Below are 14,443 nucleotides of genomic sequence, written 5' to 3'. Positions count from 1 at the left end.
GATGGTACAGGTGCCGCGCAACCCCGCTTCGCGTAACCCCGTCTCGCGCCCCTCCGCCGGGCGCCTCGGGCCGGTGGCTCACCAACCGGGCAGCACGCCGTCTCGCGTTTCCCGACCCACCCCCGGGGCGCGCCAGGCTGCAGGCGGGCGGCCGTTCGCCGCACCCACGAAACCGGCGGCGGAGCACACCCCGGCCGGGCCGCAGGTTCGCATCAACCTGGGTCGGGTGTTCAAAGCCGAAGGCGGCAACTACTTTCTGCTGCTCGGCACCACCCTGTTCCTGGTCATTTTCGGTCTCGTCATGGTGCTGTCCTCGTCGTCGGTGGACTCCTTTCTGGCCGACATGGGCTTCTTCGGCGGGCTGCTGCGGCAGGGCATGTTCGCCCTGATCGGCATCCCGCTCATGCTCGTCGTCAGCCGCCTGCCGCTCGCCTTCTGGCAGCGCGTGGCCTGGCCGTCGCTCGTGATCACCTGTTTTCTGCAGTTTCTGGTCGTGGCGACCGGGCTCGGACGCGGCACCGGAGGCAATACCAACTGGCTGAACATCTTCGGGATCCAGTTCCAGCCGTCTGAGGGCATCAAGGTGGCCCTGGTCATTTGGCTCGGCGTGATCCTCTCAAAAAAACAGCACCAGCTCGACGACTGGAAGCACGTGTTCATCCCGGTGTTCGGGGTCGGCGGCAGCGCGGTGCTGCTCGTCATGATCGGCGGTGACCTCGGCACGGTGATGATCATGGCCGGCATCCTGTTCGGGGCGCTGTTCTTCGCCGGAGTCAAGCTGCGCCTGCTCGCTGTGCCACTGCTGATCGGGGTTGGCGGTGCCGTCGTGCTGGCCATCGCGAGCCCCAACCGGCTGACCCGCATCATGAGTTTTCTCAACGAGGGCTGCACCGAGCTGAGTGGGGAGATTTCGCAGAGCTGCTGGCAGCCCCTGCACGGCACCTGGGCGCTGGCCAACGGGGGAGTGCTCGGTGTGGGCCTTGGCAACTCCAAGGCCAAATGGTCGTGGCTGCCGGCTGCCGACAACGACTACATCTTCGCCATCATCGGCGAGGAACTCGGCCTGATCGGCTGCGTCGTAGTGCTCGGCATGTTCATCCTGCTGGCCTTCGCTTTCCTCCGCATCATGCGCACGGCAACGACCGTGCAGGCGAAGGTCTCGACCGCCGCCGCCATGGTTTGGATCATCGGCCAGGCCTTCGTCAACATCGGCGTCGTGCTCGGAGTGTTCCCCGTGCTCGGGGTGCCGCTGCCGCTCATCTCGGCCGGTGGTACCGCTCTGCTCACCACCCTCGTCGCGATCGGAATCGTACTGTCCTTTGCCCGCGGCGACCGTTCGAGCGAACCCCCCAACGACTTCATCGAGGCTGACCGGGCATGACCACGTACCTTTTGGCAGGCGGCGGAACCGCCGGCCACGTCAACCCCCTGCTCGCGGTCGCCGACCGCATCCGTGCGCGTGAAGCGGATGCCACGGTCCTCGTTCTCGGCACCAGTGAGGGTCTCGAGGCGCGCCTGGTGCCGGCCCGCGGCTATGAGCTCATCGTCGTACCCCGGGTTCCGTTTCCGCGCCGGCCGAACGCGGCCGCCGTACGTTTTCTGCCGCGCTTCGCCGCCGCGGTGAACGCCGTCGCGCAGGTTCTGCGCTCGCGTCACGTCGATGTGGTGGTCGGCTTCGGCGGTTACGTCTCGACGCCCGCCTACCTCGCCGCCCGGCGGGCCGGGGTGCCGATCGTCATCCACGAGGCCAACGCCAAGCCGGGGCTGGCCAACAAGCTCGGTGCCCGGCTGACCCGGCATGTCGGTGTCGCCTTCGACGGCACCCCCATTCGGCACGCCCGGTTCGTCGGCATGCCATTGCGGCCCGAAATCGAAGAACTCGACCGTTCGTCGACCCGCGATGCGGCGCTCGGGTTCTTCAATCTCAGTGTGCACCGACCCGTGTTGCTCGTCACCGGCGGCTCGCTCGGCGCACGCCGACTCAACGCCACCATGGTCGAGTGCGCCCCCGCTCTCGCCGCCGCCGGCTGGCAGGTGCTCCACATCACCGGCCTCAAAGCTGAGGTGGTCGACCCCGGTCTGCCCGACTATCACCTGGTCGCGTATTGCGACCGGATGGACCTCGCTCTCGCCGCGGCCGATTTTGCCGTGACCCGAGCGGGTGCGGCGACGGTCAGCGAACTGTGTGCGCTCGGCATCCCCGCCGTGTACGTGCCCTACCCGGTCGGCAACGGGGAGCAACGCTTCAATGCCTCGCCTGTGCTGGCAGCCGGAGGGGGCCTGCTGGTCGACGACGCCGACTTCGTGCCGGCCTGGGTTCAGGGTGAGCTGGTGACATTGTTGGGTGACCGGGCGAAGGTGGCGGCTATGGCGCGGGGAGCGGCATCCGTTGGTGTGCGCGACGGAACGGCCCGCATGCTCGACCTCGTTCACGGCGCCCTCGCGTCGCCGCGCGAGCGGCCGCACGCGTAACGTAGTGCCCGCACGACCTGTTTTATTGGCTGCACATTTACTAGCCGACATCTGTTGGCTGCAATCGAGAAGAGCGCACCACCGTGATCAAACCAGACCTCACCCTCACCATCCCCGACCAGCTCGGACGTGTGCACTTCGTGGGCATCGGCGGATCCGGTATGAGCGGCATCGCCCGCCTCTTTCTCAACCGTGGCTACACCGTCACCGGCTCTGACGCGAAGGAATCGCCCAACGTGCAGGCGCTGCGCGACCTCGGTGCCACCGTGTTCATCGGGCACGACGCGGCCAACGTCGGCGCGGCTGACACTCTCGTCGTCACCGGCGCCCTCTGGCAGGACAACCCCGAGTACGTGCTCGCGAATGAACGCGGACTTCCGGTGCTGCACCGCGCCCAGGCCCTGGCCTGGCTCATTCGGGACCAGCGCCTGGTAGCGGTGGCTGGCGCGCACGGCAAGACCACGTCGACCGGCATGATCGTCACCGGGCTGCTCGGCCTCGGCCAGGACCCGAGCTTCGTCAACGGCGGCGTGATCGAATCCCTCGGGGTCAGCTCCGCGGGCGGCGCCGACGACCTGTTTGTGGTCGAAGCAGACGAATCCGACGGCTCCTTTCTGCTGTACCACACAGCGGTTGCGCTGGTCACGAACGTCGACCCCGACCACCTCGACCACTACGGCTCGCTCGAAGCGTTCGAGGCCGCCTTCGTCGAATTCAGCCGCAAGGCGACCGAACTCGTCGTCATCTCCTCCGACGATGTCGGCGCTGTGCGGGTCACCGAGGCGATCACAGCAGCGGATGCCGCGGCCCGCGTGATCACGTTCGGCGAGCACCCGGATTCCACCGTTCGGGTGCACTCCATCACCACGACCGGGCCGGTGAGCTTCAGCGTCGCCTGGCAGGGCCAGGATTACAGCGCCACCCTGCGCATCCCCGGCAAGCACAACGCCATCAACGCGGCCGGAGCCTTCGCCGTGCTGGTCGGCCTCGGCTTCGACCCGGTGGCCAGCCTCGACTCCATCGCCGGATTCGGCGGCACCCAGCGTCGGTTCGAACTGCACGGCACGGTCGGCGGCGTCAGCGTCTACGACGACTACGCCCACCACCCGACCGAGGTCGCCGCAGCCCTCGCCGCGGCCCGTACCGTCGTGGGTGAGGGCCGCATCATCGCGGTGCACCAGCCGCACCTGTACAGCCGCACCCGGCTGTTCGCCCAGGAATTCGCCGACACCCTCGAGGCCTCGGCAGACCAGACCATCGTGCTCGCCGTCTACGGCGCCCGCGAAGACCCGGAGCCCGGCGTCACCGGTGCGCTCGTCTCGGAAAAGTTCCGCGACCCGTCCCACGTCGCCTACGTGCCCGACTGGCAGGATGCCGCCGACTACCTGGCCAGCATCGCCCGCGACGGTGATTTCGTCGTGACCCTCGGCTGCGGCGACGTCAACCGCATCGTGCCGCAGCTGCTCGCCGCCCTCGAAACGGTTCGCGGATGAGGCGACGGTGAGGCGGCCGGCCGGCTTCGACCGCCCGGCGCAGCCGCCGCCCGAGCCGGCCCGGCCGGCGATTTCGGCGGCAAAACGGGCCGCGACAGCGGCCGATAAAGCGGGAGCGAAGGCGCCGCGCACCAAGCCGACGCCCGAGCCGCGGCCCTCGCCTGACGCTTCTGCACCGACGGTGCGGCCGCCGAAGACGACGCAGCCCGGCGGCACGCAGCCCGGCGGGACGCAGCCCGGTACGACGCAGCCCGGCGCGACGAAGCCCGATGCGACGAAGCCCAAGCGCGCGCGCCGCGGCGGCGGCACCGACCCTGCCCGCACGCCGAGAGCCTTCGACCCCTCGGACACGACGACGGAACCGATCCTGCTCACCGGGGGAGGCGCATCCGCTTCGCCGATCACGGTTGTTCCCACGCCGACGCTGCGGCCGACTGCTTCTGCGGTACCGGCAGCGAGGGCCGAGCCGGCCACGAGAGCCGAGCCGGCCACGAAGGCGGAGCCGACGACACAGCGGTCCGGCGGCACGGCGGGCGCGCGAGCGGCCCGGTCGGTGCTGCGGGCGGCGCAGCGTACCCGTAAGCGATTCGAACGCGCCGAGGTGCGCCGGTTCACCGGGCGCGCCCGGCGGCGGCGCACCGCGTGGATCGTCGGTCTCAGCTCGATCGTGCTCGCCTTCGGCCTCATCATCGGTGCGGCCTACTCACCCCTGATGGCCCTGCGCACGATCGAGGTCGTCGGAACCAGCCGCATCCCGGCGACGGACGTCTCGGCCGCCCTCGCCGACCAACTCGGAACCCCGCTGCCGCTCATCGATGCCGACGTGGTCAAGGGTGCGCTGTCGCAGTTCACGCTCATCCAGAGTTACGTCACCGAGAGCCGCCCGCCCGGCACACTGGTGGTGCGCATCATCGAGCGGGTGCCCGTGGGGGTGCTGGCCGGCCCGACCGGATTCGACCTGGTCGATGCCGCCGGCGTTGTCATCGCGACAACGCCGGAACGCACCGTGGGGTACCCGCTGGTCGACGCGCCGGACGGCATCGACAGCGCGGGGTTCAAGGCCGCCGCTGCGGTGCTCGCCGTGCTGCCGGACAGCATCCGTGTTCAATTGGATTCGGTGACCGCCGTCACCACGGACGACGTCACCCTGAGCCTGCTTGGCGGGGAACGGGTGGTCTGGGGCAGCCCGGAGAAATCTGAGTACAAAGCGGTCGTGCTCGCGGCCCTGCTCATCGGTCACCCGGCCGGCACCGTCAATGAGTACGACGTCTCCTCACCCGACAGCGCCGTACTGCGTTAGTCGCGGCGACTGCGATGGCGCCCGCTTTCGGCAGCCGCTACCGGATTCGCGTAGCGGCTGCCATTCTGGGTGCGGTCACGATCAGTGCGGCAGAGATTCGGCGAGTTCTTCGCGACACGCGGGCGCGCCTCCCCAGCGACGCGCCGGGTCCGCATACTTTCGTAATCAGGAATTGCATACTCAGCATAACTTTAAACTTCGACTAGAGGTTTAGAGTTCCACCCGGAGGCCGGACGTGTCAAACAATCAAAATTATCTAGCCGTCATCAAGGTTGTCGGCATCGGCGGTGGTGGCGTCAACGCCGTCAACCGCATGATCGAACTTGGCCTCCGCGGTGTCGAGTTCATCGCCATCAATACGGATGCCCAGGCTCTGCTCATGAGCGACGCCGACGTCAAACTCGACGTCGGTCGCGACCTCACCCGCGGCCTCGGTGCCGGCGCAGACCCCGAAGTGGGTCGCCGCGCAGCCGAGGATCACGCCGAGGAGATCGAAGAGGCCCTTGCCGGGGCTGACATGGTCTTCGTTACCGCGGGAGAGGGTGGTGGAACCGGAACCGGTGGCGCCCCCGTCGTCGCCCGCATCGCCAAGTCGATCGGTGCTCTCACCATCGGTGTGGTCACCAAGCCCTTCGGCTTCGAGGGCAAGCGTCGCCAGGCGCAGGCCGAAACCGGTGTCGCTTCGCTCAAGAACGAGGTTGACACCCTCATCGTCGTGCCCAACGACCGTCTGCTCGAGATCAGCGACCGCGGCATCAGCATGCTCGAAGCCTTCGCGACCGCCGACCAGGTGCTTCTCGCCGGTGTGCAGGGCATCACCGACCTGATCACCACCCCCGGCCTGATCAACCTCGACTTCGCCGACGTCAAATCGGTCATGCAGGGCGCCGGATCGGCCCTCATGGGCATCGGCTCGGCTCGCGGGGCCGACCGGGCGATCAAGGCGGCCGAACTCGCCGTCGCGTCGCCCCTGCTCGAGGCATCGATCGACGGCGCTCACGGAGTGCTCCTGTCCATCCAGGGCGGATCCAACCTCGGTATCTTCGAAATCAACGACGCGGCTCGCCTCGTGCAAGAGGCTGTGCACCCCGAAGCCAACATCATCTTCGGTGCCGTCATCGACGACACCCTCGGTGACGAGGTGCGGGTCACGGTCATCGCCGCCGGCTTCGACGGCGGAGAGCCCGGTGCCAAGGCGGTCGAGGTGCGGCGCGCCGACCTCGTCGCGGCAGGCATCGCTGCCGGTGCCGGAACGGCGGCGGCCGGAGCATCCGCTGGCAGCGCTGCCGGAGCCCCGTCGACCGACTCGGGCAGCTATAGCGATGGCGAGCTCGCGGCTTCCGTTTGGGGTGGCTCGGACTCCGCCAGCGGCGTGACCGTAGCCGACCCGGCCTTTGAAGAAGAGGCTGACGATCTGGACATCCCTGATTTCCTCAAATAGGTCGACGTGTTTCAGTCCCGGGGCCGGCGCATCGCTGTCGGCCCTGGGATGCAGCGTTTTTGTCACCTGCACCGAAACCGACCTCACGAACAGAGCAGCTTGAGCATGGCACTTCCGCACGCGGACCCCGCAGAACCGGCACCGAGCAGCACAGCGCCGGGGGATCTGTCCACCCGCCTGGGCGCGGTCAGCGCCGGTATTCTCGACGCCGCCCGTGTGGCCGATCGCGACCCGGCCGGCATCACCACGATCGTCGTCACCAAGTTCCATCCGGTGTCCCTGATCGAGCAGCTCTACGCTCTCGGCGTGCGCAACGTGGGGGAGAACCGGCATCAGGAAGCGCAGGCCAAGGCTGCTGCCTTGGTCGATCTCGACCTCGTCTGGCACTTCGTTGGGCAGGTGCAGGGCAAAAAGGCGCGCCAGGTGCGGGCCTATGCCGACGTCATCCACTCGGTTGATCGTGCGTCCCTCGTCACCGCACTGGGGTCGGACGAGTCGAACGTCGACTGTTTCATCCAGGTCAATCTCACCGATGATGCCGCGCGCGGTGGCGTGCATCCGCTGGAGATTTCAGCCCTCGTCGACAACGTTCTCGCCACCCCCGGGCTGCGCCTGCTCGGCCTCATGGCCGTGGCTCCCATCGGTGCAGAGCCGCGCCGGGCCTTCGCCCGGGTGCGTGACCTCAGCGAACAGATTCGCACCCAGGCGCCGGCCGCCACCGCACTGTCCATGGGCATGAGCCAGGACTATGCGGCGGCCGTGCTCGAAGGGGCGACACACCTAAGAATTGGCACCGCAATCACCGGCAATCGTCCGGTGCTCGGTTAATCTCGAAGTAGCAAACCAACACGGAGGTCGACATGTCCAACCCGCTCAAGAAAACCATGGTCTACCTGGGTCTGGCAGACGAAGAGCTGGAGTACCAGGCGCCCGCCGGTACGTCCAACAACAACGGCTCCGCGAGTCACGCCGGTGCCAATCAGGCTGGTGCCAATCACGCTGGTGCCAATCACGTCAGTGCCGTCCCGGCACGCGGACACGACAGTGCCGCTCACTCCAGTGCGGCCCAGAACCATGCCGGGCGTGCGCCGGTGACCCCCCTGCGCAAGACTTCGACCCCCCAAGATGTGGCTGCGTCCGAAATGAATGAAATTCTCACGGTTCACCCGCGCGCCTACAAGGACGCCCAGGTCATCGCCGAATCCTTCCGCGAAGGCATCCCGGTCATCATCAACCTGTCGCAGATGAGCGACGGCGATGCTCGCCGCCTCATCGACTTCGCGAGCGGCCTGTCGCAGGGCTTGTACGGCAAGATCGAGCGCGTGACCGCCAAGGTCTTCCTGCTGTCGCCGTCCCACGTCGTCGTCTCCGGCGATAGCACCACCGAAGAGGGCGCTGAGGACAGCTCCTTCTTCGCGCAAGGCTAGACTTAAGTGTGACTGGCATACCGATCCTGGGAAATCTTCTCTATTTCCTGTTCTTCATGTACTTCCTCGTGCTGTGGGGTCGATTCATCATCGACCTCGTGCGTGGCGTCAACCGGGCCTGGCGTCCGCAGGGCGTCCTGCTCGTCGCGGTTGAGGTCGTCTACACCCTGACCGATCCGCCGGTTCGTTTCTTCCGACGCCTGATCCCGCCGCTTCGCATCGGGCCCATCGCGCTGGATTTCGGTTTCACGCTCACCATGCTGTGTACCATCGTCGGAATGTCTCTGGCGGGGTTACTGTAATCGTCCAACCGGGGCATGTATCCTTGTCGGATGACTGGTTGGCCCTGAGCCCGCAATCGCTCGTCGGCAGCCCGTAGTCAATTTCAATACTTGAGTCACTCATCGGCTCAAGTCAGTCAAATGTTCACAATAAATTCAAGTTTTGAGGGTGAAAAGCCATGGCGCTAACTCCGGAAGATGTAGTCAACAAAAGGTTCCAGTCGACCAAGTTCCGTGAGGGATACGACCAGGACGAGGTCGATGACTTTCTCGACGAGGTCGTCGTCGAACTGCGTCGCCTGACCAAGGAGAACGAGGAACTGCGTGCCCAGGTTGGTGGAGGCGCTGCTCCCGCAGCCGATTCCGCCCCGGTCGCCGCAGCTCCGTCCGAACCGGTCGTCGTCGAGCCCGTCGCCGCTCCGGTTGCGCCCGTTGCCGCGCTCACGCCGATCGACGAGACGGCCGGCACGACCAACCTGCTGCAGCTGGCTCGCCGCCTGCATGAAGAGCACGTCAAGGAAGGCGCCGAGAAGCGCGACGCCCTGATCGCCGAAGGCCACGCCACTGCGGCACGCGTCATCGCCGAAGCCGAGACCCAGCAGCGCATTCAGCTGCAGAAGCTCGACCAGGAGCGCTCCACGCTCGAAGGCAAGATCGACGAGCTTCGCACGTTCGAGCGCGAGTACCGCCTGAAGCTCAAGAGCTACATCGAGGGTCAGCTGCACGACCTCGACGCGAGCTCGGTGGGCTCCACGGCCGACACCAACGCGCCGAAGCCCAGCTTCCAGGGCTTTGGAGCCTAGGGCCGGAACGAAGAAGCGTTCGCGAGCGCTTATCGTTCTAGCCCTCGTCGCGCTGGGCATTTACGCCCTCGATCAGTACAGCAAGTACCTCGTCGTCGCCTCGATGACCGAGGGCTCTGTGATTCGGGTTCTGAACGACGTGCTGCAACTGCACTTCGTTCGGAACCCGGGCGCGGCGTTTTCGCTCGCGAGCGGATCCACCTGGATCTTCTCGATCATCGCTGCCGCCGTCGTGGTGTTCATTATCTGGTTCGCCCGGCGCATCCGCTCACTGGCCTGGGGCCTCGTTTTCGGCCTGCTGCTCGGCGGTGTGCTCGGCAACCTGACCGACCGACTGCTGCGCGAACCCGGCTTCGGCGTCGGGCACGTGGTCGACTTCATCTCGACCCCCTGGCTGCTGCCGGCGATCTACAACGTCGCCGACATGGCCATCGTGACCAGCATGATCATCTTCATGATCCTGACCATCCGCGGCATCGGCCTCGACGGCAACAAGGTCGTGGCCGTCAGCAAGACCGCCACAGCGACCGTGCCGGTGGCAACCGCCATGCCCCTCGAAACTCCTCCTCTCATAACGGATGCTGTGACACCCGAAACGCGCACCAGCGAGATTGTCACGCCCGATTCGACGGCCCGCGACCGGCAGGTACCCGGCGCTGAGGCTCTGCCATGAACGGCCCCATCGACCTGACCAGCCCCCCGGAACGGCGATCACTGCCACTCCCGGACGGCTTGGAAGGCGTGCGGGTAGACGCCGGTCTGGCCAAACTGTTCGGCTTCTCGCGCAGCTTCGCCGCCGAGGTCTCCGAGGCCGGCGGCGTCGTGCTCGACGGCACCGTCGTCGGCAAATCCGATCGCCTGCGAGCCGGCAGCTGGATCGAAGTGACCTGGCAGCCCAAGCAGCCGCTGCGCGTCATTCCGATCGCTGTCCCTGATCTCACCGTCGTGCACGACGACGAGAGCATCATCGTCATCAACAAACCGGCCGGAGTGGCCGCCCATGCGAGCGTCGGGTGGACCGGCCCGACCGTGCCCGGCGCCCTGTTGGCTGCTGGCTTTCGCATCGCGACCTCGGGCGCAGCCGAACGTGCCGGCATCGTGCACCGGCTCGACGTGGGCACGAGCGGCCTCATGGTCGTCGCCAAGTCGGAGACGGCCTATACGGCGCTCAAGAAGGCTTTCCACGACCGCGAGGTCGAGAAGATTTATCACACCGTCGTGCAGGGCCACCCCGACCCGCTCACCGGCACCATCGATGCGCCGATCGGCCGCCACCCGCGGTCGGATTGGAAGTTCGCGGTCATGGCCGACGGTAAGCCTTCGATCACCCACTACGAGACCCTGGAAGCCTTCCCCTACGGTTCCCTGCTCGAGGTACACCTGGAGACGGGGCGCACCCACCAGATCCGGGTGCACATGACCGCCCAGCGGCATCCGTGCGTCGGCGACGCCATGTACGGCGCCGATCCGTCGATCACCGCCCGGCTCGGGCTGAAGCGGCAGTGGCTGCACGCCAAGCAGCTTGCCTTCACCCATCCGGACAGCCACGAATGGGTGACCTACAACGCCGACTACCCGGCCGACCTCACCCACGCCCTCGCGGTGCTGCGCGGAGACTGACCCGGGGCTCGCCCCTAACCGTTTCATCAACTCGTCGGAGTCATTGTGAGTAACCCGGTAACCGCCACCGACAATTTCGTGCACCTGCACGTGCACAGCGAATACTCCATGCTCGACGGAGCCGCCCGGGTGAAACCCCTGATCAAGGCCGCCGTCGAGCAGGGGATGCCGGCGGTGGCGATCACCGACCACGGCAACGTGTTCGGCGCCTTCGACTTCTGGAAGAGTGCGACCGACGCCGGCATCAAGCCGATCATCGGTACGGAGGCGTATATCACCCCCGGCACCGATCGCCGCGACAAAACCCGGGTGCGGTGGGGCACGAGCGGGCAGAACCGGGACGACGTCGGTGGCGCCGGCTCATACACCCACATGACGCTGCTCTCCGAGAACACCGCGGGCATGCACAACCTGTTCCGGCTGTCGTCGAAGGCGAGCCTTGAGGGCTACTACTTCAAACCGCGCATGGACCGCGAACTGCTCAGCCAGTATTCGAAGGGCCTGATCGGTACGACCGGCTGCGTCGGTGGCGAAGTGCAAACCCGGCTGCGCCTCGGCCAGTACGACGAGGCGAAGAAGGCCGCCGGGGACTTTCAGGACATCTTCGGCAAGGAGAACTTTTTCTGCGAGATCATGGACCACGGCATCGACATCGAACGCCGCACCATGACCGACCTGCTGAAACTGGCCAAGGAGCTCGACCTTCCGCTGCTGGCCAGCAACGACCTGCACTACACCCACGCCCACGACGCCACCGCCCATGCGGCGTTGCTGTGCGTGCAGTCGGCGTCGACCCTGGACGACCCGAACCGGTTCAAGTTCGACTCCAACGAGTTCTACCTGAAGACCGCGGCGCAGATGCGGCACCTGTTCCGCGACCACCCCGAATCCTGCGACAACACCCTGCTCATTGCCGAGCGCTGCGAGGTGGAATTCAACACCAAAGCCAACTACATGCCGCGCTTTCCTTGCCCGGAGGGTGAGAACGAGGAAAGCTGGTTCATCAAGGAAAACGAGATCGGGCTGGCCAAACGCTACCCGAAGGGCATCCCCGCCGATGTGCGCACGCGCGCCGACTACGAAATCGGCATCATCGTGCAGATGGGTTTCCCCGGCTACTTCCTCGTCGTCGCCGACTTCATCATGTGGTCGAAGCAGCAGGGTATCCGCGTCGGTCCCGGCCGTGGTTCGGGCGCCGGCTCCATGGTCGCCTACGCGATGGGTATCACCGACCTCGACCCGCTCGTGCACGGCCTCATCTTCGAACGGTTCCTCAACCCTGACCGCGTCTCGATGCCCGACTTCGACGTCGACTTCGACGAGCGTCGCCGCGGTGAGGTTATCAAGTACGTCACCGAGAAGTACGGCGAGGAACGCGTCGCCCAGATCGTCACCTACGGCACGATCAAGGCCAAGCAGGCCCTGAAAGACGCCTCGCGTGTGCTCGGCTTTCCCTTCGGCATGGGCGACAAGCTCACCAAGGCCATGCCGCCGGCCATCATGGGAAAGGACGTGCCCCTCACCGGCATGTTCGACAAGGACCACCCGCGCTACCGTGAAGCGGCCGACTTTCGCGCCGTCATCGAGAGCGACCCCGAAGCCCGAACCGTGTTCGACACCGCCCTCGGCCTGGAAAACCTGAAACGTCAGTGGGGCGTGCACGCCGCCGGTGTGATCATGTCGAGCGACCCTTTGATCGACATCATCCCCATCATGAAGCGTGAAGCGGATGGCCAGGTCGTCACGCAATTCGACTACCCGGCCTCCGAGGCCCTCGGACTGATCAAGATGGACTTTTTGGGGCTGCGCAACCTCACCATCATCGACGACACCCTCGACAACATTGCGGTGAACCGCGGTCACCGGCCCGTACTCGAAGACCTCGGCCTGGAAGATCCCGCCGCCTATGAACTGCTTGCTCGCGGCGACACGCTCGGCGTGTTCCAGCTCGACGGCGGCCCGATGCGAGCCCTGCTGCGGCTCATGAAGCCCGACAACTTCGAAGACATCTCGGCCGTCATCGCCCTATACCGTCCCGGGCCCATGGGTGCCAACTCGCACACGAACTATGCGCTGCGCAAGACCGGTGTGCAGGAGATCATTCCCATTCACCAGGAGCTCGAAGAGCCCCTCAAAGACGTCATCGGCACCACCTACGGCCTGATCGTGTACCAGGAGCAGGTTATGTCGATTGCTCAGGTGCTCGCCGGCTTCACGCTCGGTGAAGCAGACCTGCTGCGCCGCGCCATGGGTAAGAAGAAGAAGTCGGAGCTGGACAAGCAGTTCGAGGGTTTCTCGAAGGGCATGCAGGACCGCGGCTACTCCATGGACGCCGTCACCACGGTCTGGAACATTCTCTTGCCGTTCTCCGACTACGCCTTCAATAAGGCGCACTCGGCCGCCTACGGGGTTCTCTCCTACTGGACCGCCTACCTGAAAGCGGTGTACCCGGCCGAGTATATGGCCGCGCTGCTCACGAGCGTCGGTGACTCCCGCGACAAGCTCGCGCTCTACCTCAACGAGTGCCGCCGCATGGGCATCCAGGTGTTAGCGCCCGACGTGAACGAGTCGATCGGATTCTTCGCGGCGGTGGGCACCGACATCCGTTTCGGTCTCGGTGCCGTGCGTAACGTCGGCTTCAACGTGGTCGAGGCCATTCGCGGAGCCCGCGAAGAAAAGGGGCGCTTCGAGTCCTTCCACGACTTTCTGCGCAAGGTGCCCCTGCCTGTCGCCAACAAGCGCACCATCGAATCGCTCGTCAAGGCCGGGGCCTTCGACTCGCTCGGCGCCACCCGGCGCGGCATGGTTGAGATTCACGAATCCGCCGTCGAGTCGGCCGTGAAGATCAAACGGGAAGAGAGCAACGGCAATATCGGGTTCGACTTCGACAGCCTGTTCGACGAACCGCAGGACACCGAGCAGGTGCCGGACCGACCGGAGTGGAGCAAGAAAGAGAAACTCGCCTACGAACGCGACATGCTCGGGCTGTACGTGTCCGACCATCCGCTTGCCGGGCTGGAGATTCCGCTCGCCAAGCATGCCAGCACCACCATCGCGGACCTGATCGCGTCGGAATCGACCGAAGACGGCGACACGGTCACCGTGGCCGGCCTGATCACGAGCGTGCAGCACCGCATCGCCAAGAAGTCCGGCAACCAATACGGCATGATCCAGGTTGAGGACTTCGGCGGGGAGATCACCGCCATGTTCATGGGCAAGGCCTACCTCGAGTTCGCGCCGGAACTGATCAGCGACTCGGTCGTGGTCGTGCGCGGCCGCGTCAGCCTGCGCGACGACGGAATGAACCTGCATGCGTTCAGTGTGTTCCAGCCCGAGCTCGGCCAGGGCTCTGACCAGAGCATGGTCTCGATCACGGTGGGGGAGGCCAGGGCGACCACCGACACGGTGAGTGCGCTCGGCGAGATCCTCAAGCGCCACGCCGGCGAGGCCGAGGTGCGCCTCAAACTGGTCAAGAACGATGTGGCGCGGGTATTCGAGCTGCCGTACCGGGTGAAGGTGAGCGCCGACCTGTTCGGCGAGCTCAAAAGCATCCTCGGCCCCAACTGCCTCACCTAATTCTTCAGCCCTGGCCGCAGATTACTGACA

General features: G+C 66.0%; 12 protein-coding genes. All 12 read left to right on the top strand.

Translation table 11 applies throughout. The annotated features are described in order from the left end of the window. Position 1: 1 nt before the first annotated feature. The 12 genes from ftsW to dnaE all read left to right on the top strand — a co-directional run bounded on the left by ftsW (position 2) and on the right by dnaE (position 14,413). Entirely contained in the window at positions 2-1,381 is a 1,380-nt protein-coding gene (ftsW, locus tag BMW72_RS09875) for a putative lipid II flippase FtsW (protein WP_092110067.1), read from the top strand. Then, on the top strand, positions 1,378-2,472 hold the full coding sequence (locus tag BMW72_RS09870) for a UDP-N-acetylglucosamine--N-acetylmuramyl-(pentapeptide) pyrophosphoryl-undecaprenol N-acetylglucosamine transferase (RefSeq protein ID WP_092110065.1): 1,095 nt from the start codon (positions 1,378-1,380) through the stop codon (positions 2,470-2,472). The genes ftsW and BMW72_RS09870 overlap by 4 nt, the downstream gene beginning before the upstream one ends. An 83-nt stretch (positions 2,473-2,555) precedes the next feature. Continuing rightward, positions 2,556-3,965, top strand: a complete 1,410-nt coding sequence (murC, locus tag BMW72_RS09865) for a UDP-N-acetylmuramate--L-alanine ligase (RefSeq protein WP_092110063.1) — start codon at positions 2,556-2,558, stop codon at positions 3,963-3,965. A gap of 7 nt (positions 3,966-3,972) precedes the next feature. Next, a complete protein-coding gene (locus tag BMW72_RS09860; protein ID WP_092110061.1) occupies positions 3,973-5,265 on the top strand; it encodes a cell division protein FtsQ/DivIB in 1,293 nt (430 codons plus the stop codon). 235 nt (positions 5,266-5,500) lie between these two features. After that, positions 5,501-6,706, top strand: coding sequence for a cell division protein FtsZ (ftsZ, locus tag BMW72_RS09855; protein WP_092110059.1), 1,206 nt, complete (start codon positions 5,501-5,503; stop codon positions 6,704-6,706). A gap of 105 nt (positions 6,707-6,811) precedes the next feature. Beyond that, entirely contained in the window at positions 6,812-7,534 is a 723-nt protein-coding gene (locus BMW72_RS09850) for a YggS family pyridoxal phosphate-dependent enzyme (RefSeq protein ID WP_092110057.1), read from the top strand. 32 nt (positions 7,535-7,566) lie between these two features. Next, positions 7,567-8,133, top strand: coding sequence for a cell division protein SepF (locus BMW72_RS09845; RefSeq protein WP_092110055.1), 567 nt, complete (start codon positions 7,567-7,569; stop codon positions 8,131-8,133). 8 nt (positions 8,134-8,141) lie between these two features. Beyond that, the gene (locus BMW72_RS09840; RefSeq protein WP_174843182.1) at positions 8,142-8,435 is read left to right on the top strand and encodes a YggT family protein; all 294 of its coding nucleotides are present in this window, start codon (positions 8,142-8,144) and stop codon (positions 8,433-8,435) included. A gap of 158 nt (positions 8,436-8,593) precedes the next feature. Beyond that, positions 8,594-9,217, top strand: coding sequence for a DivIVA domain-containing protein (locus tag BMW72_RS09835; RefSeq protein WP_092110053.1), 624 nt, complete (start codon positions 8,594-8,596; stop codon positions 9,215-9,217). Beyond that, positions 9,207-9,890: a signal peptidase II gene (gene lspA, locus BMW72_RS09830; RefSeq protein WP_092110051.1), complete on the top strand. Its 684-nt coding sequence runs from the start codon at positions 9,207-9,209 to the stop codon at positions 9,888-9,890. Before BMW72_RS09835 ends, lspA begins: the two co-directional genes overlap by 11 nt. Further along, positions 9,887-10,837: an RluA family pseudouridine synthase gene (locus tag BMW72_RS09825; RefSeq protein WP_092110049.1), complete on the top strand. Its 951-nt coding sequence runs from the start codon at positions 9,887-9,889 to the stop codon at positions 10,835-10,837. Before lspA ends, BMW72_RS09825 begins: the two co-directional genes overlap by 4 nt. Positions 10,838-10,945: 108 nt before the next feature. Further along, positions 10,946-14,413 carry a DNA polymerase III subunit alpha gene (dnaE, locus tag BMW72_RS09820; RefSeq protein ID WP_092110225.1) on the top strand — a complete coding sequence of 1,156 codons (3,468 nt, stop codon included), beginning with the start codon at positions 10,946-10,948 and terminating at the stop codon, positions 14,411-14,413. Positions 14,414-14,443 lie beyond the last annotated feature (30 nt).

It is taken from the genome of Cryobacterium luteum, assembly GCF_900110125.1.
Taxonomy (GTDB): domain Bacteria; phylum Actinomycetota; class Actinomycetes; order Actinomycetales; family Microbacteriaceae; genus Cryobacterium; species Cryobacterium luteum.
The sequence above is the reverse complement of the archived record's forward strand: the minus strand, read 5'-3'. Positions and strand labels throughout refer to the sequence as shown.

What these genes read in the sequence shown, in the direction of transcription:
- BMW72_RS09870 (WP_092110065.1), top strand. Translation starts at nt 1,378, where the DNA reads ATGACCACGTACCTTTTGGCAGGCGGCGGAACCGCCGGCCACGTCAAC.
- ftsW (WP_092110067.1), top strand. Translation starts at nt 2, where the DNA reads ATGGTACAGGTGCCGCGCAACCCCGCTTCGCGTAACCCCGTCTCGCGC.
- dnaE (WP_092110225.1), top strand. Translation starts at nt 10,946, where the DNA reads ATGCTCGACGGAGCCGCCCGGGTGAAACCCCTGATCAAGGCCGCCGTC.
- BMW72_RS09825 (WP_092110049.1), top strand. Translation starts at nt 9,887, where the DNA reads ATGAACGGCCCCATCGACCTGACCAGCCCCCCGGAACGGCGATCACTG.
- BMW72_RS09835 (WP_092110053.1), top strand. Translation starts at nt 8,594, where the DNA reads ATGGCGCTAACTCCGGAAGATGTAGTCAACAAAAGGTTCCAGTCGACC.
- BMW72_RS09850 (WP_092110057.1), top strand. Translation starts at nt 6,812, where the DNA reads ATGGCACTTCCGCACGCGGACCCCGCAGAACCGGCACCGAGCAGCACA.
- BMW72_RS09845 (WP_092110055.1), top strand. Translation starts at nt 7,567, where the DNA reads ATGTCCAACCCGCTCAAGAAAACCATGGTCTACCTGGGTCTGGCAGAC.